Raw genomic sequence first — 21558 nt, forward strand, 5'->3', positions numbered from 1 at the left:
GGGATAAGAACAAAAGCGGTATTTTACCGTACTTAATAAGAGTAGTGCTCTTAATTTTTGCTATGACTATTTGAAGACATCACTTCTTGGAAGTGGTGTTTTTTCTTGCCCAAAATAGTCCAAGTGATAGGAGAATTCTAAGAACTATGCTACAATGAGTGCCGATGCTCTCAGCGATGGGAGTAAAAAGAAGGTAGAGGAGAATCACTTAGGAATGCCTGAAGGTCAAACAATAAACGATCCATCTACAAAAAGCGCGCAAAATATTTCTGCGTATATACATATACCATTCTGTGAACATATCTGCTATTACTGTGACTTCAACAAAGTTTTTTTAGAAGGGCAGCCAGTGGATGAGTACATCGAAGCGTTACTAAAAGAAATTGAGCTGACCCTCTTGCGTCAGCCTATCAATGAGGCGGAAACAATTTATATCGGCGGCGGGACGCCAACGTCGCTTTCGGCGAACCAGCTGGATCGATTGCTTTCAGGTGTGCATGAATTGCTGCCGACCCACACAACCAAAGAGTTTACCGTGGAAGCAAATCCTGGTGATTTGAGTGAAGAAAAAATGCTGGTTTTGAAAAACCATCAAGTCACTCGCTTGTCGATGGGGGTCCAAACCTTTGATAATCGCTTGCTTAAAAAAATTGGCCGCAAGCATACCGCTGAAGATGTTTATTCAACCATTCAGCTGCTGGAAAAACATGATTTTCAGAATGTGACGATCGATTTGATTTATGCACTTCCGGGACAAAGCATAGAAAGCTTCCGTGATACACTGACGCGAGCGATTGATCTCGGGTTGCCTCACTATGCGATGTATTCCTTGATTTTAGAAAACAAAACCATGTTTATGAACTGGGTTCGCCAAGGGAGAATGGCGCTGCCTTCTCAAGAAGCTGAAACGCAGATGTTTGATGAGGCGATCGCCGCGATGACAAAAGCTGGCTTGAATCAATATGAAATCAGTAATTTTGCACGACCAGGATATGAGTCCTTGCATAATCTAGTGTATTGGAACAATGAACATTATTTTGGCTTTGGGGCAGGCGCCAGCGGGTATCTTGGACAGACCCGCTACAAGAACAAAGGTCCAATCCAGCATTATTTGAAACCATTACAGGAAAATCAATTGCCAATCCATGAAACCGAAGAATTGACAACCAGTAATCAAATGGAAGAGGAACTGTTTTTAGGCCTTCGTAAAAAGGCTGGCATTTCAAAAATACGCTTTGCAGAAAAATTCGGGAAGTCTTTTCAGGAAATCTATGGTTCAACTAGCGAACAGTTGATTCAAAAAGGCTGGTTGGCTAGTCAAGGTGATCGTGTCTTTTTAACGAAAGCTGGGATGTTCATTGGCAACGAAGTGTTTGAAGCATTTCTCTTGGATGGAGAAAAATAAGAAAGAACAAGGAAGAGAAGTAGCCATTTCGCGCTGCTTCTTTTTTTGATTTCTTTTTTTAGCACTCTCTTAGAAAGAGTGCTAAAAAAGTGATGCAAATACTTGACATTCCTAGCAAATATGGTATATTTATAATCGTGTTAGCACTTAATAGGAATGAGTGCTAACGGAGGAGTGGATAAAATGTTGACACCTAGACAACAAATGATTTTACACCTCATCATCCAAAACTATACGAATACTGGTCAGCCCACGGGCTCGAAGCGATTGATGGAAGATGGGGTTGAAGCTAGCTCTGCCACCATTCGTAATGAGATGAAGGCGCTGGAAGAAGCTGGACTTCTGTTAAAGACACATTCATCTTCAGGGCGTGTGCCATCAATAAAAGGGTATCGCTATTACGTTGATCACTTATTGAAGCCATCTGAAGTTGACCAAAACGAAATTCAAACCATTCGTCATTCTTTTGGAAAAGATTTTCATGAAATCAATGAAATCATCCAGCAGTCTGCCACGATCTTGTCCAACTTGACTAGCTATACAGCGTTGTCTCTCGGGCCAGATATGAAGGAAAGGAAATTGACGGGCTTTCGTATCGTCCCTTTGAATGCACGACAGATCATCGCGATCATCGTGACGGATAAAGGGAATGTCGAAAATCAAGTCTTTACTCTTCCTGAATCGATGAGCAGCGAAGATTTGGAAAAAATGGTAAGGATCATCAACGACAAATTGATCGGTGAACCTCTAATGACGGTCTACCATCGATTAAGAACCGAGATTCCTATGATTCTGCATAAGTATTTTCAAACGACTGACGGAATCGTTGATCTCTTTGATACGATGCTGAGCCATATTTTTGAAGAAAAAATCTTCGTCGGCGGGCGAATGAATCTTCTGGATTTTGAACCGACGCAAGATGTTAGTCAGTTCAAATCGATGTATTCATTTATGAAAAACGCAGATCAGCTGACACAGCTGCTGGCGCCAAGAGATTCTGCGATTCAAATCAGAATCGGCTCTGAGCTTGGCAACGACTTGTTACAAAATATGAGTTTGATCCAAGCCAGCTATGAAATCGAAGGTCATGGACAAGGAACGATCGCTTTATTAGGTCCATCAAGTATGCCGTATTCACGGATGTTTGGATTGATGGAAGTTTTTCGAGGCGAGTTAGCAAAAAAATTGGCCGATTATTATCGCGCATTAGACGCTGCCAATGAATAAGCGGCAATGAAACAAATCGTAGAAGGGATGGTTGAAACGTGACGGAAAAAGAAGAGCGTTTAGATGAAGAATTAGATAAAACTGCTGAAGAAACCGCAGAAACAACTGAATCTTCAAATGAATCAACTGAAACTGAAGCACAGACTCCTCAACCAGAGGAAGAAGCAGTGGAAAAAAGCGAATTGGAACTTTTGCAAGAAAAGAATAACGAATTGGAAGATCAATTCCTGCGTGCTCGTGCAGAGATCGCAAATATCACTTCACGTAACCGCAACGAGCGGGAACTTTTACAAAAATACCGCTCGCAAGATCTTGGCAAAAAACTGTTGCCAGCAATCGACAATTTGGAACGAGCGATGGCAGCAGATGTCGATCAAGACCAAGCTGCGAATTTGAAAAAAGGCGTTGAAATGGTTCTTGAAAGTCTGCGTCAAGCCTTAAAAGAAGAGGGAATCGAAGAGATTCCTGCTGAAGGTGCAATGTTCGATCCGAACTTGCATCAAGCGGTGCAGACTGTACCCGCCTCTGATGAAACACCGGCAGACACAATCGTTACTGTCTTGCAAAAAGGGTATAAATTGCATGATCGTGTCTTGCGTGCAAGCATGGTCATCGTTGCACAATAGTTCTTTCTATCTATAAGTAGATGTTTAAATTAAAAAAGGGAGTGTATTACTTATGAGTAAAATTATCGGTATCGACTTAGGAACAACAAACTCAGCTGTTGCTGTCCTTGAAGGCGGCGAAGCAAAAATCATTACAAATCCAGAAGGAAACCGTACCACACCTTCTGTTGTCTCATTCAAAAACGGTGAGATCCAAGTAGGGGAAGTTGCAAAACGCCAAGCAGTAACAAACCCGAATACGATTTCTTCTATTAAACGCCATATGGGTGAAGCTGGATACAAAGTAGAAGTTGAAGGCAAATCCTATACACCACAAGAAGTTTCCGCAATGGTTCTTCAATACATCAAAGGATTTGCTGAAGACTATTTAGGTGAAAAAGTTGAAAAAGCAGTCATCACTGTTCCTGCATATTTCAACGACGCACAACGTCAAGCAACCAAAGATGCTGGTAAAATTGCCGGTCTTGAAGTAGAACGGATCGTCAACGAACCAACTGCCGCAGCTTTAGCTTATGGGTTAGATAAAACAGATAAAGATGAAAAAATCCTAGTCTTTGACTTAGGTGGCGGTACTTTCGACGTATCGATCCTTGAATTAGGGGATGGCGTCTTTGACGTATTATCAACTGCTGGGGACAACAACCTAGGTGGGGATGACTTTGATAACAAAATCATCGATCACATGGTAGCAGAATTCAAAAAAGAAAACGGCATTGATCTTGGAAAAGACAAAATGGCCTTGCAACGTTTGAAAGACGCTGCTGAAAAAGCGAAAAAAGACTTGTCAGGTGTAACAAGTACTCAAATCAGCTTACCATTTATCACAGCTGGTGATGCTGGTCCATTGCACTTGGAAATGACCTTGACTCGTGCGAAATTCGATGAATTGACAGCAGATTTAGTAGAACGCACAAAAATTCCAGTACGCCAAGCTTTGAAAGATGCTGGCTTATCACAATCAGAAATCGATGAAGTGATCTTAGTTGGTGGTTCAACACGTATTCCAGCTGTTGTTGATGCTGTACGTAAAGAAACCAATAAAGAACCAAACAAATCAGTAAACCCAGATGAAGTGGTAGCGATGGGTGCTGCGATCCAAGGTGGCGTGATCACTGGTGATGTGAAAGATGTCGTCTTACTAGACGTTACACCATTATCATTAGGTATCGAAACAATGGGTGCCGTCTTCACAAAACTGATCGATCGTAACACAACGATCCCTACAAGTAAATCACAAGTCTTCTCAACTGCAGCAGACAATCAACCAGCCGTTGATATCCATGTCTTGCAAGGAGAACGCCCAATGGCAGCTGACAACAAAACATTAGGTAGATTCCAATTGACGGATATTCCACCAGCACCTCGTGGCATCCCTCAAATCGAAGTAACATTTGATATCGATAAAAATGGGATCGTCAATGTTTCTGCAAAAGATTTAGGTACACAAAAAGAACAAAAAATCACGATCAAATCATCTTCAGGTTTATCAGATGAAGAAATCGAACGCATGGTAAAAGATGCTGAAGCAAACGCTGAAGCCGACAAACAACGCAAAGAAGAAGTTGATCTACGCAATGACGTCGATGCTTTGTTGTTCACTGTTGATAAAACATTGAAAGAGCTTGAAGGCAAAGTGGATGCAGACGAAGTCAAAAAAGCGGAAGAAGCTCGTGATGAGTTGAAAGCTGCACTTGAAGCAAACAACTTAGAAGAAATGAAAACGAAACGTGATGCTTTGAATGAAATCGTACAAAACTTAACTGTTAAATTATACGAACAAGCAGCACAACAACAAGCACAAGAAAATCCAGAAGCTGCACAAGGCGGCGCAGACGATGTGGTTGACGCCGACTTTGAAGAAGTAGACGGTGACGATAAATAATCGCTGTTTGTGAAAAAGCCAAAGTCACCGCTTTGGCTTTTTCTTATGAATTTGCGAAACGTATTTTTCTAGAGCGAATTATATGCTAAAATACGAGAGACGCAAGAATAGAGTGGAGGGAAGCCAATGGCAGACAAAAGAGATTATTATGAGGTCTTAGGTCTACAAAAAGGGGCTTCGGATGACGAAATCAAAAAAGCTTATCGTAAGCTTTCAAAACAATATCATCCAGACATCAATAAAGAACCTGATGCAGAAGCAAAGTTTAAAGAGATTTCTGAGGCCTATGAAATATTAAGTGATTCCCAAAAAAGAGCTGCTTATGACCAGTATGGTCATGCTGGTACCGATCCGAACTACGGAGGCGGTTATGGCGGTGGATTCGGCGGCTTTAACAGTGGCGGATTCTCCGGTGGCGGTTTTGGTGGATTTGAAGACATTTTCGAATCGTTTTTCGGTGGTGGAGGCGGCAGAGCAGCCAATCCTAATGCACCTCGACAAGGAGCGGACTTGCAATATGCGGTTGATCTTTCCTTTGAAGAAGCGATTTTCGGAGTGGAAAAAACTGTTCAATACAATCGTGAAGAAACCTGTCATACCTGCGGTGGGAACGGGGCAAAACCAGGTACTTCACCAGAAACCTGTCATAAATGTCATGGTGCAGGTACCATCAATGTTGAACGTCAAACACCGCTTGGTCGTGTGATGAGCCGTCAAACTTGTGATGTTTGTCATGGAACTGGGAAAGAAATCAAAGAACCATGTACAACATGTCATGGTACTGGCCATGAAAAGAAAAAACACAGTGTGAAAGTCAACGTACCTGCAGGTGTCGAAGATGGACAACAAATGCGCTTGTCTGGTCAAGGAGAAGCTGGCACCAATGGTGGTCCTTATGGCGATCTGTACGTTGTTTTCCGAGTGGAAGAAAGTGATATTTTTGACCGTGATGGGTCGGAAATTTATTACGAACTGCCGTTAAACTTTGTCCAAGCTGCTTTAGGCGACGAAGTCAATGTACCAACGGTTCATGGGAATGTGAAATTAAAAATTCCAGCTGGTACGCAAACAGGCACAAACTTCCGCTTACGCGGTAAGGGAGCCCCTCGCTTACGGGGAGGCGGCAATGGCGATCAACAGGTCAAAGTGAAGCTGATCACACCTAAGAACTTAAATGAGGAACAAAAAGAGGCATTGCGGGCTTATGCAAAAGCCAGTGGCCATGAAACGAACGAACAACAACCAGAAGGATTTTTTGATAAAATGAAAGATGCTTTTGGTGGGAAAAAGAAATAACCATGAAAAAATCCAATTCATGCCCTTATAAAACCATCCGTTTTATAAGGGCATGAGTGTTTGTATGGCTATAAATGTGCAGTATGGGCAAGAATCGAATCTTCTTAGCCATCTTTTTTTCTTTTCCTTTGAAATCGCTTGCTTAGTGTGTCACAATAAAAGTAGACCAATTAAAGGAGGAGATACAATGGAAAGAATATTTGCGAGTCCGTCACGATACGTTCAAGGAAAAGGGGTCTTGAAGCATGGGTTATCCCATATCAAAGATTTAGGAAAGAAAGTGCTTCTTTTGACCGATGAAACTGTTTGGAAAATTGCCGGTGAAGAACTATTTGAGAACCTGAAAGCAGCCGAGTTAGATCCGGTAAAAGAAATTTTTGGTGGAGAAGCTTCTGCAAATGAAATCGATCGTATCGTCTCTAAAGCCAAAAGTGAATCAATCGAAGTGATTGCCGCATTAGGTGGTGGGAAAGCCATCGATACTGGGAAAGCTGTTGCGGATGAATTGAAAATACCGATTGCTGTTTTGCCAACGATTGCCTCCACTGATGCACCAACTTCGGCACTTTCTGTTATTTATACTGATGAAGGTCGTTTTGAAAAGTATCGTTTTTATAACAAAAATCCTGAACTTGTCTTAGTGGATACCGCTGTGATTGCCAAAGCGCCTGCCAAATTGCTAGCCGCTGGTATTGCGGATGCACTCGCAACCTATGTCGAGGCACGTGCTGTTGCTCGAAGCCATAGTAAAAATATGGTCGGCGGGGTGCAACCAATTGCCAGCATGGCGATCGCTGAAAAATGCGAAGAGATCCTTTTTGAGAATGCCTTAAAAGCCTATCAAGCGAATAAAAAACAAGTCGTTACCGAAGCTTTTGAACAAATCGTGGAAGCCAACACTTTGCTTAGTGGATTAGGCTTTGAAAGTGCAGGTCTGGCAGCAGCTCATGCGATTCATAATGGTTTGACAGCCCTTGAAGGAGACGTTCATGATCTGACCCATGGTGAGAAGGTTGCTTACGGAACACTCGCTCAATTGATGCTGGAAAATGCAGATCCTGAAGAGCTCGACCAATATATAGAATTGTATCAGGCATTAGAATTACCGACGACATTATCCGACATGCATCTTGCGGAAGCCAGCGATGCAGACCTATTAAAAATTGGCGAGCAAGCAACCATCGAAGGGGAAACGATCCACAATATGCCATTTCCGGTTTCTGCAGAAGATGTTGCAGCAGCGATCAAAGCCGTGGATGCCTATGTGAGTGCTTACTATCCTCTATGATGTTATTTTATTAAAGATCATCAATGTGTGCTCGGTGATTTCAAAAAACGTTTGACAATAAAAAAGAGTCGTGCTATTTTGATAACAAGCAAATTAAAGGAGGGAACAAGACATGACAAACGTCAACACACAAACTACCTGTTGTTGTTGTATGGTGCAAAAAGCAGCATACCGATTTGTCATGCCTATTATTAGTTCCTTTGTCGCAGAAGATCGCTGAAGTTTCTTTAGTGATTCACTTCTATCCGGATAAGACGACATTTTTTTGGGGTACTGATGTAATAGTCAGTACCCCTTTTTGTTTGCTGTTTTTTACCGCTTTCATTGGCGACGGCTGATGATTGCAAATGAAAATGAGTACATGAAGCATATGAGTTGTGCCAAACAAAGTTGAGCGAGGAGTCGAGCGATGATCGTTAATAATATAAAAGCATTGATTGGGCACACCCCATTCTTTGAATTTGATGCCGCAGCATTTGGCGGCAAAAAGGGAAGTACCATCTATGCGAAACTTGAGTATTTAAATCCTGGTGGAAGTATCAAGGACCGCTTAGGAAAGTATTTGATCGATGAAGCGTTTCGCGAGCATGTGATCGATCATGAGACAACCGTTATCGAACCGACAGCGGGAAATACTGGTATTGGTTTAGCTTTAGCTGGAATCGAGTATGGCTTAAAAATGATTTTTGTCATTCCTGAAAAATTTAGCCTTGAAAAGCAGCAACTGATTGAAGCGTTGGGCGGGACCATCGTTCATACGCCCACTGAAGCAGGCATTCAAGGGGCGATTGAAAAAGCAAAGGAAATAGCAAAACAGCTACCAAATAGTTATATGCCAATGCAATTTCACAATCAAAACAATCCTGCAGCCTACCAAGCAACCTTAGGCCCAGAGATCTTTCAGGAGTTATCTGGAAAAATTGACAGCTTTGTTGCTGGAGCTGGCAGCGGGGGGACCTTCGCGGGTGTCGCAACATACTTAAAGAAGCAAAAATCAAGCACTCGACTTGCTGTCGTTGAACCAGAAGGATCGATCTTAAATGGCGGGCCTGCCCATGGACATGAGATTGAAGGGATCGGTGTTGAGTTCATTCCACAATTTTTTGACGATTTGCTTATTGATCAAATTTATACGATCAGTGATGCGGAAGGCTTTGCTTTTACTCGTTACTTGGCAAGAAACTATGGTTTGCTTGTTGGAAGTTCAAGTGGAGCGGCGATGGCAGCAGCAGTAAAAGAAAGCCTCGAATTACCAACTGGAAGCTCGATCATTACCGTCTTTCCAGATGGAGGCGATCGCTATCTATCAAAACAGATTTATGCGGGTGAATCAGCAATCACCCCATTCATAGGAGGAGTAAACCATGCATTTTAATACAAAAGTAATCCACGGTGGTATCAGCGAAGACGAAATGACTGGTGCTGTTAGTGTGCCAATTTACCAAACATCAACCTATCGGCAAAATGCTCTTGGTCAGCCAAAGCAATATGAATACAGTCGTTCAGGCAATCCAACTCGATTTGCCTTAGAAGAATTGATTGCGGATCTGGAAGAAGGCGCCCATGGGTTTGCTTTTGCCTCTGGATTAGCAGCCACCCATGCGGTCTTCTCGCTGTTTCAGACTGGAGATCATGTCATTTTAGGGGATGATGTATATGGCGGGACGTTTCGTTTGCTCCATCAAGTATTAGAAAAAAGCGGGTTGACTTATTCACTTGTCAAAACAAATGATCTAGCTGCCGTTGAAGCAGCCATCCTTCCAGAAACCAAAGCGATCTTTCTGGAAACACCGACTAATCCATTATTGAAGATCACGGACATCGCAATCGTTGCCCAACTAGCTAAAAAACAGGACATTTTGACGATCGTGGATAATACCTTTGCGACCCCTTACTTTCAAAAGCCGCTACAATTAGGCGCAGATATTGTGATTCACAGTGCTACCAAGTATCTCGGTGGACACAGTGATGTAGTAGCTGGGTTAGCAGTTGCCAAAGAGCCACAAATCGCCGAAAGAATTGCTTTTTTACAAAACGCCATTGGTGGTGTATTGGGGCCTCATGATAGCTGGTTGATCCAACGAAGCATCAAAACACTTGCTTTGCGGATGGAAGCACATCAAAAAAACGCGATGAAAATTGCCCACTACTTACAAGCACATCAAGCTGTCGCAAACGTGTATTATCCAGGATTGATTGCCCATGAAGGACATGAAATCGCCAAATCACAGATGTCTGGGTATAGCGGTATGATATCTTTTGAACTAAACGACGAATCGAAAACAGCAGAATTTGTTGAATCATTAAAGATTTTTACTTTAGCGGAAAGTTTAGGTGGCGTGGAAAGCTTGGTAGAAGTGCCAGCCGTGATGACCCATGCCTCGATCCCTAAAGAAATTCGTGAGCAATCTGGGATCAAAGATGGCTTGATTCGGTTGTCGGTCGGCATCGAAGACGGTGAGGATCTGCAGGCGGATTTAGAGCAAGCGTTTGAAAAGGCAGGTAGCTAGTGATGGGGAGAGAATTTATTCCAATTTTTTCTGACTGGGCAGCTGAGTACGATGAAACAGTTGCAGGCAAGGATGAAGAATATCGAGCGGTTTTTTTCAAATATGAACAGTTACTCGCTGAAATTGCTGAAAAAGCAGGGCAGTCTGTGGTAGAATTTGGTAGTGGAACTGGAAATCTAACACAAGCTCTGCTTAATCAAGGAAAAAACGTGCTGGCGATCGAGCCATCGCCAGAGATGCGGCGAATCGCCAAGTCAAAACCCAGTCTTTCTAAAGTGACTTTTGTAGATGGTGATATGGAGGTTTTTCCTGAGATCACGGATGTGATCGATACGATCGTTTCTACCTATGTTTTTCATCATCTTACGGAGGACGAAAAGCAACGGGCAATCCGCAAATATGCGGCGATGCTGCCAAAAGGCGGGAAAGTGCTTTTCGGGGATACGATGTTTCTTTCTCTAGCCCGCAAAATGGAACGAATCGATGAAGCACGGCAAGCTGGATACCAGCGACTAGCCGCTGATCTGCAACGGGAGTACTATCCAGTTATTGCGGATATCGAACGATACTTTCGCCAACATGGGTTTACCAGTCGTTTTAAGCAAATCAATGAGTATGTTTGGCTTGTGGAAGCACAAAAAGAGTAGGAGAGAAGTACAATGAAAATGAATGTTGAAAGCTTTAATTTGGATCATACGAAAGTCAAAGCACCTTATGTACGGGTTGCCGATAAAAAACAAGGAACGAATGATACTATCATCAAATATGATGTCCGTTTGAAGCAGCCGAACCAAGCGCATATGGATATGGCAAGTCTGCACTCACTAGAACATTTGACGGCAGAATTGATTCGTAATCATGCGGACTATATCGTGGACTGGTCACCAATGGGCTGCCAAACCGGCTTTTATTTGACTGTCTTGAATCATGACGATTATGAAGAGATTTTGACCGTCCTAGAAAAAACCATGAAGGACGTTTTGCAAGCAACTGAAGTACCTGCCAGCAATGAAGTGCAATGCGGTTGGGCGGCGAACCATACCTTAGAGGGTGCGCAAAAATTAGCGCAAGAATTTCTTGATGAACGTGACAATTGGTCGACCGTTTTTGCCTAAATAAAAATAGAAGTAGAAAAAAGGTGCCTGCGTTTGGATTCGCAGACGCCTTTTTTGTTAAACCCGCAAAGAGATGGGGGTTCGATAGTTTTTGTTTATGGTTCTACTGCTTGGACAGTGATGCCGACTCCGTTTGGATTATAGGTTTGACTAATGTAAAACTCAAATCCTTCATGAAAAAAGAAAAGTCTCCGAATGGCGCTAACGTCTCTGATGTGAGCATCTAAACCATACTTTTCGATCAATGTCTCTTTGATCTCCTCAATATCATCCTCTTTCCCGAATTGTGAGAAATCAATACCGAAAAATTCTGGGACATCAACCAATGTGATTCTAGATAAATGTTCATTTCCCGCGTTATCGGAGTCAAAATCAAAGCTGATTTTGGACAGTTTGTCCCTTGAACCTAAAGGAACTCTTTTTGTCTCGAGAGCGCTGCTGTCAGCCATCGTTGATAACAAATCAATGGCTGAATCAGGCAAACGAGTGGTTACTTTTCTTACTTCATCAACCATTGCTCCTTGATCGGGAGAAAAAACTTTTCTAGTCTCTTCCGTGACGATCACATTTTCGCGGCGCCGCTTTCGGTTAATGGCACTGCGCTCTTGATTTACCCGATCACTACGTTTGATGAGAGCGAGGCCGAGATCGCTGATGGATTCAGGGGAAGGTCTTTCTTCCAGTAAAGCAGTTAAATAATCGATCTCTAAAAACTGCTCGTAGGCAGCTGCTGGCTGATTTTCGCTGTAGAAGAGGACAGCTCCGAGTAAAAAACAACTAATGCCCAAACAAAGAAAAAGACTTCTTCTGCGATGCTCCCGGATTTTTTTCATAGGACGATTCAGTTTCATTTTATCCTTCAACTCCTAAGTTTTTTAGGCGACTCATGATAATAGAGGTGTTTGAATTTCATGACGCATTTTGCCAATCTTAGTTACGAGAAATCGCTTAATGGATTACTCAATTTCTGATTCAGAAAACTGATCATGCCAGGCCACATCAGAAACGGTTCGGTTAATAAGAGTGACAATGATTGCCTCACCATCGGAATTGATCCATGCATTAGATTCCACACCTACAACCGCCAGTCGCCAAGAAGGCAGTCCACCCATGATCTCAAGAACTTGATCGCAGGACATTCCTTCTTGCAATTGGTGGAGCAAATCTTTGGTGACGGTTCTATTCCAACGTCGTGGCAATCCAATCTGCAATTGCTCGCAATAGGAGAAGTGAGAGGTGGATTCTTCGGTACTTACTGACTGTTGATCAAGGCTGTCAGAAGAGCTGCTTATGTCAATTGTAGTAGACGTTGTTTGCTTTTCAGTAGAGGAAGAGCTTCTAACTTCCGAATCCATTGACAATGATTGAGAAGTCACCGCTGTTTCTAATGAAGAACTGCTTTGTCGCGTTTCATCCAGGAGTTCGTCAATCAGGGTACAGCCTGTGAGTGATAAGGAAAGGAAAATCAGTAAGGGAAAGAAATAGATGGTTTTCATACGATGTATGCCTCCAAAGTAATTTTCTGCATTTTTCTTTTGTTGTTATTTTAAGGTTGGTTTTTTATAAGAAGGGTTCTAACCGATGTTTAAACAAAAGAATCAATGTATTTATACAGCTTATGCAGTTATGGAGGGAGTGTTCTTTAATAAGTGTAACATGCCACTCCTGATCTGACTACTCGATTTCAAATTGCATTTCATAGTGTTAATAAAATTTAGTCTCTATTCCTGATGATTATGAAATTCACGTGATATACTATAGTCAACTACAAGATAAAAAAATACGGCTTCAGTGGCAAAGGACATTTGACGCAAACAGATCGTTGGGAATGTTTTCGAGCATTTGAATGTGGCATTGTTTTAATAGAAAAGAGAGGAAGAGGGAATGAAGATCTTAAGGGACTGGCAAGCAAAACATCAAGCGAAAAAAGAAACAAAAAAACAGGCATTACGGTTAAAAAATGCCAAGCTTCGTGCAGCGGGGAAAGAGCCGTTGAAGGGCTGGGGGAAAATGGTTGATACTGGCATCGGCGGGGCGAACAAAGCAAACCCCATCGATACAAAAGTGTTTTTGGGGGAAAATCAAAAGCGGATCGCAGATGAAACGAAACGGAACAAACAATAAAGAAAACCTCTGCAACAGTTCCTTCGTCGGACTGTTGCAGAGGCTTTTTTAAATATTCAATACTTTGTCTAAGAAGTCTTTGGTACGCTCATGCTTAGGATTGGTAAAGATTTGCTCAGGTGTACCGTCTTCCAAGAAGTTCCCGCCGTCAATAAACATCACACGGTTTGCTACTTCTTTGGCAAACCCCATCTCGTGAGTAACGATCACCATGGTCATTCCTTGTTTTGCCAAATCCTTCATAACATTTAGTACATCGCCAACCATTTCTGGATCGAGTGCGGAGGTTGGTTCATCGAACAACATCACATCGGGATTCATTGCTAAAGCTCTAGCGATCGCCACCCGTTGTTTTTGTCCTCCAGACAGATTGTCAGGGTACATGTCTTTTTTATCTGCCAAACCGACCGTTTCTAATAAACGAATTGCGTTCTTTTCCGCTTCTTGCCGAGAAGCATTTTTTAGATCCATCGGTGCTAAAATGATATTTTCTAAAACCGACAAGTGAGGGAAGAGATTGAAATGCTGAAACACCATGCCGATATGTTGACGAACAGCATTGATATTGGTGTTTTTATCCATCAGATGTGCGCCGTCAACGATAATATCGCCGCTGGTTGGTTCTTCTAAGCGGTTCAAACAGCGTAAGAACGTCGATTTCCCAGAACCTGAAGGACCGATCACACAAACGACTTCTCCTTCAGCGATTGAAACATTGATATTATTCAATACGGTATTGTCGCCGTATTTTTTCACAAGATTTTCAACTAAGATTTTTTCTTTCATGCTATTTCACCTTCTTTTCTAAAACTTTTGCAAGTTTCGTTAAAGCTGTGATCACGACTAAGTAAATAATCGCGATGATCAAGTAAACATAGGTACTTTGCGTAGTCCGAGCAACGATGATTTTCCCAGTTTGCAATAATTCTACGACTCCGATAACCGAGATGATCGTTGTATCTTTCAACGAGATAACGAATTGGTTAACGAAAGATGGAATCATGATTTTGATCGCTTGCGGTAAAATGATTTTCTGCATTGTCCGAGTGTAGGTCATCCCCAAACTACGAGAGGCTTCCATCTGACCTTTTGGCACCGCATTGATCCCGCCACGGACGATCTCAGCGATATAGGCACTGGCATTTAAAGTCAATGTAATGACCCCGGCTGCAAAGTCGGGAATCGTGATACCAATGGCATCGGAAAGGCCGAAGAAGATGAAGAAAGCCAATACCATCATAGGAATACCACGAATGATATCAACATAGATCCCTGCAAAAACCCGCAATGCTTTGATTGGAGCAACACTAAATAGTCCAAAAATGATGCCGATCACTAATGCTAAGGCAAAAGAAATCAATGCTAGTAAAAGGGTATTCCATAAACCTTTTAATAAGACGTTATAGTTGTTGCTGATCAAACCAGTGATCGTTGATTCATCCACTCGTTTTTCTGTGGCAGAGCCATCTTCAATGTATTTATTGATGATTTGATCGTACTCGCCAGTCCGTTTCATTTCTTTCAATGCTTCATTGAACATTTGGATCAGTTCAGGATTTTGGCCTTTTTTCACCGCAAAACCGTACTGACCGCCAGATTCTTTTTCAATCGGTGTCACTAGTTTTTGACCTTGGCTGATGGCATAACCGATCACTGGATAATCATCCATCATGGCATCGATTTGTCCGCCGTTAACAGCTGCATATAATTGATCGGCTGCATCATAATATTTGATCGAATAGCCATATTTTTCTTCGTTGGCGATCAAGAAGTCTGCACTTTCTGTTCCCACTTTCGCACCAACGGTTTTTCCATCTAAATCTTCATAGGAATTGATGGAATCATTGCCTTCTTTTACAGCGATCTGAATGCCGCTTTCAAAGTAAGAGTCAGAGAAGTCATAGGATTGACGACGCTCATCAGTGATCGTCATCCCAGCGATCATCCCATCTGCTTGGTTACCATCCAAGGCTTGCAAAGCTCCTGAAAAACCGATGAAATTGAATTCAATGTTGAACCCTTGCAATTCTGCGGCCCGGTTCATTAAATCCACATCGATCCCTACATACTCATTGTCTTCATTTTGGAATTCAAATGGAGCGAAGGCGGAGTCACTGGCAATTCGGTAAACATCTTTCTTTGGTTCGACTTTCACCATTTCACTAGTGTCTGCATCTGAATCAGACGTTGTGATGTAAGTATTGACGATTTCGTCGTATTTGCCAGAAGCTTTCATGTTGGCTAAACCAGCATTGAATTTTTCAAGTAGTTCTTGATTTTGGCCTTTTCTGACAGCGAATCCGTAAGAAGCACCTTTTTCAGGTTCGCCGACAAGTTTCATCGGTTCGCCGTTGTTGATGGCATAGCCAAGCACTGGATAATCATCAAAAGCGGCTGCCACAGTACCATTGCGTACAGCGCCATACAACCCAGTAGCGTCATCATAAAGTTTGATGTCGTAGCCATATTGGTCTTTATTTTCTTCTAAAAAGCGGGCACTTTCGGTACCAACCTTTGCACCGACCGTTTCGCCCTCAAGATCTTCGTAGCTAGTAATGCTGTCATTGTCCGCAGCTACCGCCATTTGAATCCCACTATCAAAATAAGGATCTGAGAAATCAAACGTTTCTTTACGTTCATCAGTGATGCTCATCCCAGCAATCATGCCATCTAACTGATTTGATTGCACGCCTTGAATGGAGGCGTCAAAACCTAAAGGACGTAAATCAACCGCAAAACCTTGATCTTCAGCGATCGCGTTTAATAAATCTATATCGATCCCAACGTATTCATTATTTTCATTTTGGAATTCGAAAGGAGCAAATGTTAAATCTGTTCCTATCTTATACGTAGTTTCCTCCGCACTTGCTGACTTTACTGATAGCGTAAAAATGCTGATAATCAGCGCGATTAAAGCGAAGGACATGTGTTTTCTTTTCAAGAAAATTCCCCCTTTAGATATAACGTATTTATAGATTATATGGATTTTTTCTTCAACACACAAGTCTTTCTCTTTAAAAATATGACAAAGTTACTTAAACCTCACATCAGATGTTAGAAAATCAAACATGTTAAGTTATGCTTAATCGCATGAAACTTTCATAGCAAATGATGGCGAAAGTATGTTCGCTATGATATACTTATTTATGGAAAAGCGGCAGCGAGTTTTTCTTTTTTTGTTGTCGTTTAGAATAATCGAGGGGGAATGAAGATGATCGAAAGAACAACTTCCCATGAATTTGACTTAGTATCAAAATATCAACCAGCTGGGGATCAACCAGAAGCGATCCATCAATTGGTTGACGGGGTGGTCGGTGGAAAAAAAGCACAGATTTTGTTGGGAGCCACTGGGACCGGTAAGACTTATACGATTTCTAATCTAATCAAGGAAGTCAATAAACCGACATTGATCATTGCCCATAATAAAACACTGGCTGGACAATTATATGGCGAGTTTAAGGACTTTTTCCCAAATAATGCGGTCGAGTACTTTGTCAGTTACTATGATTACTATCAACCAGAAGCGTATGTTCCTTCCAGTGATACATACATCGAAAAAGACTCTAGTGTCAACGATGAAATCGATAAGTTGCGTCACTCAGCGACAAGTTCTTTATTAGAGAGAAACGATGTGATCGTTGTAGCTTCTGTCTCTTGTATTTTCGGTTTAGGTTCGCCGATCGAGTATGCCAGACAGGTTGTTTCTTTACGAGTAGGGATGGAAAAGTCTCGCGATCAACTATTAAAAGAATTGATCGAGATCCAATTTGAACGAAACGACATCGATTTTCAACGGGGGCGTTTTCGCGTGCGTGGCGATGTTGTGGAGATTTTCCCAGCTTCTCGTGATGAGCGAGCGTTACGCATTGAGTTTTTTGGCGATGAAATCGATCGGATTCGTGAAGTCGATGCCTTGACGGGCGAGATCATGAGTGACACCGAACATGTGTCGATCTTTCCGGCAACCCACTTTGTGACCAATGAAGACCATATGGAACATGCGATCGCTTCGATCCAAAGTGAACTCGATGAACGACTGAAAGTTTTGCGAGCAGAAAACAAGCTGCTGGAAGCACAGCGTTTAGAGCAGCGAACCAACTATGATATTGAAATGATGCGAGAAATGGGGTATACCTCAGGAATCGAAAACTACTCTCGCCATATGGATGGACGAAAAGAAGGCGAACCGCCTTATACGTTATTGGATTTCTTCCCAGATGATTTTCTATTAGTAATCGACGAATCACACGTAACGATGCCCCAAGTTCGTGGGATGTATAATGGTGACCGTGCTAGAAAACAAATGTTAGTGGATTATGGCTTCCGTTTGCCTTCTGCACTGGACAACCGTCCGTTACGCTTGGAAGAATTTGAGAAGCATGTCAATCAAATCGTCTATGTGTCAGCAACACCTGGACCATATGAATACGATCAAACCGATACCGTCGTTCAACAAATCATTCGTCCGACTGGTCTGTTAGATCCGGTGATCGAAGTACGACCGATCATGGGTCAAATTGACGACCTCGTAGGAGAAATCAATGAACGAGTCGAGCGAAATGAACGGGTCTTTGTCACGACCTTGACGAAAAAAATGTCTGAAGATTTGACGGATTACTTTAAAGAATTAGGGATCAAAGTCAAATACTTGCACAGTGACATCAAAACATTGGAACGAACAGAGATCATTCGCGACCTGCGTCTCGGTGAATTTGATGTACTGGTCGGAATCAACTTACTGCGAGAAGGGTTAGACGTCCCAGAAGTTTCCCTGGTTGCGATCCTTGATGCCGATAAGGAAGGATTCTTGCGCAGTGAGCGTTCATTAGTCCAAACCATCGGACGAGCAGCTCGAAACTCAGAAGGAAAAGTAATCATGTACGCCGATAAAATGACCGATTCGATGCAGCGAGCGATCGACGAAACAGCGCGACGCCGAAGTATTCAAGAAGCCTATAACGAAGAACATGGAATCGTACCGAAAACCATCATCAAAGAGATTCGCGATCTGATCGCGATCACGAAAGTGGCGGAAGAAACTGGCGAATACACCACGACTTCTTATGAAGAACTGAGTCGTGAAGAAAAAGCAACCTTGTTGCTGAAATTAGAAAAAGAAATGAAAGATGCTGCGAAAGCACTGGATTTTGAAACGGCTGCTACCTTGAGAGATACTATTCTTGAGCTAAAAGCTGCTGATTAGAAGGAGAAACAATATGGCAAATGATAAAATCGTGATCCATGGGGCACGGGCCCATAATTTAAAAAATATCGATGTGACGATTCCCAGAGACCAGCTCGTTGTTGTAACTGGTCTTTCGGGTTCAGGGAAAAGCTCCTTAGCATTTGATACGTTGTATGCCGAAGGACAGCGCCGATATGTCGAAAGTCTATCGGCATATGCCCGTCAGTTTTTAGGGCAAATGGATAAACCCGACGTAGATAGCATTGATGGACTTAGTCCAGCGATTTCTATCGATCAAAAAACCACCAGTAAGAACCCGCGATCAACAGTGGGGACGGTTACTGAAATCAATGATTATCTGCGGCTTCTTTACGCCAGAATCGGTCACCCAATCTGTCCCAATGATCATATCGAGATTACTAGTCAGTCGGTTGAGCAGATGGTGGATGAAGTTTTGGCATTACCAGAACGCACCAAGATCCAATTGTTGGCACCTATCGTTTATCAAAAGAAAGGGCAGCACAAAAAAGTCTTCGAACGTATCCAAAGAGAAGGCTATGTTCGGATGCGGGTGGATGGCGAAGTCTATGATGTCTCTGAAGCGCCTGAATTAGAAAAAAATAAAAAGCATGATATTGCCATCATCATTGACCGAATCGTTGTAAAGGAAGGCATCCGTTCTCGTCTGTTTGATTCCTTTGAAGCAGCATTACGTTTAGCTGATGGCTATGCGGTAGTCGATGTGATTGGTCAAGAAGAGATGCTTTTCAGTGAACATTATTCTTGTCCGTATTGTGGCTTTACAGTTGGTGAATTAGAACCACGGCTCTTTTCATTCAATGCGCCTTTTGGTGCTTGTCCAGACTGTGATGGTCTTGGTGTGAAGCTAGAAGTCGATGTCGACCTAGTGATTCCCGATCAAAGCAAAACGTTGCGTGAAGGTGCACTATTACCTTGGAACCCAATCAGTTCACAGTATTATCCGCAAATGCTGGAACAAGCCTGTCAAGAGTTCAATATCGATATGGACACACCCTTTGAAGAACTGCCAGAAGAACACAAAGACATTATTTTGAATGGTTCGAATGGAGAAATTTTCCATTTCCATTATGAAAATGATTTCGGTGGCGTGCGTGATGTTGAGGTCGCTTTTGAAGGAATCTTACCAAATATCAAACGCCGTTATCATGAAACCAACTCTGATTTCACCCGTGATCAAATGCGTTTGTATATGACGGAATTGACTTGTAAAACTTGTCATGGCTATCGTTTGAATCCTCAAGCGCTGTGCGTGCAAGTCAACGGAAAACACATTGGTGAAATGAGCGAGATGGCAATCAACAATGCGTTGAACTTTGTCGAAGAATTGAAACTTTCGGAACAAGAGCAAATGATCGCACGTCCGATCGTGAAAGAAGTCGATGATCGTTTAAGCTTCTTGAAAAATGTCGGATTGGACTATTTGACCTTGAGTCGTGCATCAGGCACACTCTCTGGTGGGGAAGCGCAACGGATTCGTTTGGCAACACAAATCGGCTCCAATTTGTCTGGGGTGCTTTACATTCTTGATGAGCCATCGATCGGTCTTCACCAACGGGATAACGATCGTTTACTAGATTCATTGCGGAAAATGCGTGATCTTGGGAATACCCTGATCGTCGTTGAGCATGACGAGGACACGATGCGGGCAGCGGACTACTTGATCGATGTCGGTCCAGGTGCAGGACACGCAGGTGGCGAGATCGTCGCTGCAGGCACTCCTGATGAAGTCGCAGCCAATGCGTCTTCCTTAACAGGTCAGTACTTATCAGGAAAACGACAAATCCCGACACCAACGGAACGCCGCAAAGGCAATGGTGAAAAGATTCGTGTGACCGGTGCTTCTGAGAATAACTTGAAAAACATTTCGGTCGATTTTCCATTAGGAAAGTTCGTCGCCGTTACTGGGGTCTCTGGCTCTGGTAAATCGACATTAGTCAACGAAATTTTGAAAAAAGCCTTGGCGCAAAAAATCAATCGGAATTCGAACAAGCCTGGTCGCTTTAAAACCATTACTGGTTATGAAGCTATTGAGAAATTGATCGATATCGATCAAAGCCCTATCGGTCGGACGCCTCGAAGCAATCCAGCAACGTATACCAGTGTCTTTGATGACATTCGCGATTTATTTGCTAAAACCAATGAGGCGAAAGTCCGTGGTTATAAAAAAGGCCGCTTTAGTTTTAATGTAAAAGGTGGACGCTGTGAAGCATGTAAAGGGGACGGAATCATCAAGATCGAGATGCACTTCTTGCCTGATGTCTACGTACCTTGTGAGGTTTGTCATGGCAAACGTTATAACTCAGAAACGTTAGAAGTTCATTACAAAGGAAAAAATATTTCGGAAATCTTAGATATGACTGTGGAAGATGCAGTGGAATTTTTCCAACATATTCCTAAAATCCATCGAAAATTGCAAACGATCGTCGATGTCGGTCTAGGTTATGTCACGATGGGACAACCAGCGACTACTTTGTCTGGTGGGGAAGCGCAACGGATGAAGCTTGCCAGTGAACTGCACAAAAATTCCAATGGCAAGAGTTTTTATATCTTAGATGAACCGACGACTGGTCTGCATACGGATGATATTGCCCGTTTGTTGAAAGTTTTGGAACGATTTGTCGACGCTGGCAATACCGTTTTAGTGATCGAACACAACTTGGATGTCATCAAATCAGCGGACCATGTGATTGATCTAGGTCCAGAAGGTGGCGAAGGCGGTGGAACGATCATTGCAACTGGTACACCAGAAGAAATTGCTGCGGTTTCAGAAAGTTACACCGGTCATTATTTGAAAAAAGTCCTTTAAGCAAGGAAAAGAGCACTCACTTTTTTACTTGTCTGTCAATAGGTTTCGCTAA

Annotated in this window: 17 protein-coding genes; 13 read left to right on the forward strand and 4 right to left on the reverse strand. The window is 42.5% G+C overall.

The annotated features are described in order from the left end of the window. Positions 1 to 214 precede the first annotated feature (214 nt). The 10 genes from hemW (at position 215) to A5878_RS07655 (ending at position 11349) form a co-directional block, all read left to right on the forward strand. Positions 215 to 1405 carry a radical SAM family heme chaperone HemW gene (gene hemW / locus A5878_RS07610; RefSeq protein ID WP_086295222.1) on the forward strand — a complete coding sequence of 397 codons (1191 nt, stop codon included), beginning with the start codon at positions 215 to 217 and terminating at the stop codon, positions 1403 to 1405. A gap of 183 nt (positions 1406 to 1588) precedes the next feature. Next, on the forward strand, positions 1589 to 2632 hold the full coding sequence (gene hrcA, locus A5878_RS07615; protein WP_005225934.1) for a heat-inducible transcriptional repressor HrcA: 1044 nt from the start codon (positions 1589 to 1591) through the stop codon (positions 2630 to 2632). Positions 2633 to 2670: 38 nt separating this feature from the next. Next, a complete protein-coding gene (gene grpE, locus A5878_RS07620) occupies positions 2671 to 3258 on the forward strand; it encodes a nucleotide exchange factor GrpE (RefSeq protein ID WP_005225935.1) in 588 nt (195 codons plus the stop codon). Between the two features lie 52 nt (positions 3259 to 3310). Next, the gene (gene dnaK / locus A5878_RS07625) at positions 3311 to 5140 is read left to right on the forward strand and encodes a molecular chaperone DnaK (protein WP_005225936.1); all 1830 of its coding nucleotides are present in this window, start codon (positions 3311 to 3313) and stop codon (positions 5138 to 5140) included. A gap of 126 nt (positions 5141 to 5266) precedes the next feature. After that, positions 5267 to 6436 (forward strand): molecular chaperone DnaJ, encoded by a 1170-nt coding sequence (dnaJ, locus tag A5878_RS07630; RefSeq protein WP_005225937.1) that lies wholly within the window; start codon positions 5267 to 5269, stop codon positions 6434 to 6436. 187 nt (positions 6437 to 6623) lie between these two features. After that, positions 6624 to 7724, forward strand: coding sequence for a glycerol dehydrogenase (locus A5878_RS07635; protein ID WP_074536419.1), 1101 nt, complete (start codon positions 6624 to 6626; stop codon positions 7722 to 7724). 409 nt (positions 7725 to 8133) lie between these two features. Then, positions 8134 to 9099 (forward strand): PLP-dependent cysteine synthase family protein, encoded by a 966-nt coding sequence (locus A5878_RS07640; protein WP_086295224.1) that lies wholly within the window; start codon positions 8134 to 8136, stop codon positions 9097 to 9099. Continuing rightward, positions 9089 to 10234, forward strand: a complete 1146-nt coding sequence (locus A5878_RS07645; RefSeq protein ID WP_086295226.1) for a cystathionine gamma-synthase — start codon at positions 9089 to 9091, stop codon at positions 10232 to 10234. The genes A5878_RS07640 and A5878_RS07645 overlap by 11 nt, the downstream gene beginning before the upstream one ends. Positions 10235 to 10236: 2 nt before the next feature. Next, entirely contained in the window at positions 10237 to 10881 is a 645-nt protein-coding gene (locus A5878_RS07650; RefSeq protein WP_086295228.1) for a class I SAM-dependent methyltransferase, read from the forward strand. 12 nt (positions 10882 to 10893) lie between these two features. Beyond that, positions 10894 to 11349 carry an S-ribosylhomocysteine lyase gene (locus A5878_RS07655; RefSeq protein ID WP_008382180.1) on the forward strand — a complete coding sequence of 152 codons (456 nt, stop codon included), beginning with the start codon at positions 10894 to 10896 and terminating at the stop codon, positions 11347 to 11349. Between the two features lie 95 nt (positions 11350 to 11444). Here A5878_RS07655 and A5878_RS07660 read toward each other — a convergent pair whose 3' ends face one another. Together A5878_RS07660 and A5878_RS07665 are read right to left on the reverse strand one after the other, a co-directional pair. Then, on the reverse strand, positions 11445 to 12200 hold the full coding sequence (locus tag A5878_RS07660) for a Tat pathway signal sequence domain protein (protein WP_086295230.1): 756 nt from the start codon (positions 12198 to 12200) through the stop codon (positions 11445 to 11447). Between the two features lie 105 nt (positions 12201 to 12305). Then, positions 12306 to 12845, reverse strand: a complete 540-nt coding sequence (locus A5878_RS07665; protein ID WP_086295232.1) for a hypothetical protein — start codon at positions 12843 to 12845, stop codon at positions 12306 to 12308. Positions 12846 to 13233: 388 nt separating this feature from the next. Between A5878_RS07665 and A5878_RS07670 the strand changes: the two genes are divergently transcribed. After that, a complete protein-coding gene (locus A5878_RS07670) occupies positions 13234 to 13473 on the forward strand; it encodes a hypothetical protein (protein ID WP_015509602.1) in 240 nt (79 codons plus the stop codon). A 48-nt stretch (positions 13474 to 13521) separates the two neighbouring features. Here the strand turns inward: A5878_RS07670 and A5878_RS07675 are convergent, their stop codons facing one another. Both A5878_RS07675 and A5878_RS07680 read right to left on the reverse strand, forming a co-directional pair. Continuing rightward, positions 13522 to 14259, reverse strand: coding sequence for an amino acid ABC transporter ATP-binding protein (locus tag A5878_RS07675; RefSeq protein WP_005225946.1), 738 nt, complete (start codon positions 14257 to 14259; stop codon positions 13522 to 13524). Between the two features lies 1 nt (position 14260). After that, on the reverse strand, positions 14261 to 16414 hold the full coding sequence (locus A5878_RS07680) for an amino acid ABC transporter substrate-binding protein/permease (RefSeq protein WP_010748161.1): 2154 nt from the start codon (positions 16412 to 16414) through the stop codon (positions 14261 to 14263). Between the two features lie 270 nt (positions 16415 to 16684). Between A5878_RS07680 and uvrB the strand changes: the two genes are divergently transcribed. Both uvrB and uvrA read left to right on the forward strand, forming a co-directional pair. Further along, positions 16685 to 18676, forward strand: coding sequence for an excinuclease ABC subunit UvrB (uvrB, locus tag A5878_RS07685; RefSeq protein ID WP_008382187.1), 1992 nt, complete (start codon positions 16685 to 16687; stop codon positions 18674 to 18676). Between the two features lie 13 nt (positions 18677 to 18689). Continuing rightward, a complete protein-coding gene (uvrA, locus tag A5878_RS07690) occupies positions 18690 to 21506 on the forward strand; it encodes an excinuclease ABC subunit UvrA (RefSeq protein WP_005225949.1) in 2817 nt (938 codons plus the stop codon). Positions 21507 to 21558 lie beyond the last annotated feature (52 nt).

The sequence above is a fragment of the Enterococcus sp. 3G6_DIV0642 genome, assembly GCF_002140635.1.
Taxonomy (GTDB): Bacteria; Bacillota; Bacilli; order Lactobacillales; family Enterococcaceae; genus Enterococcus_D; species Enterococcus_D casseliflavus.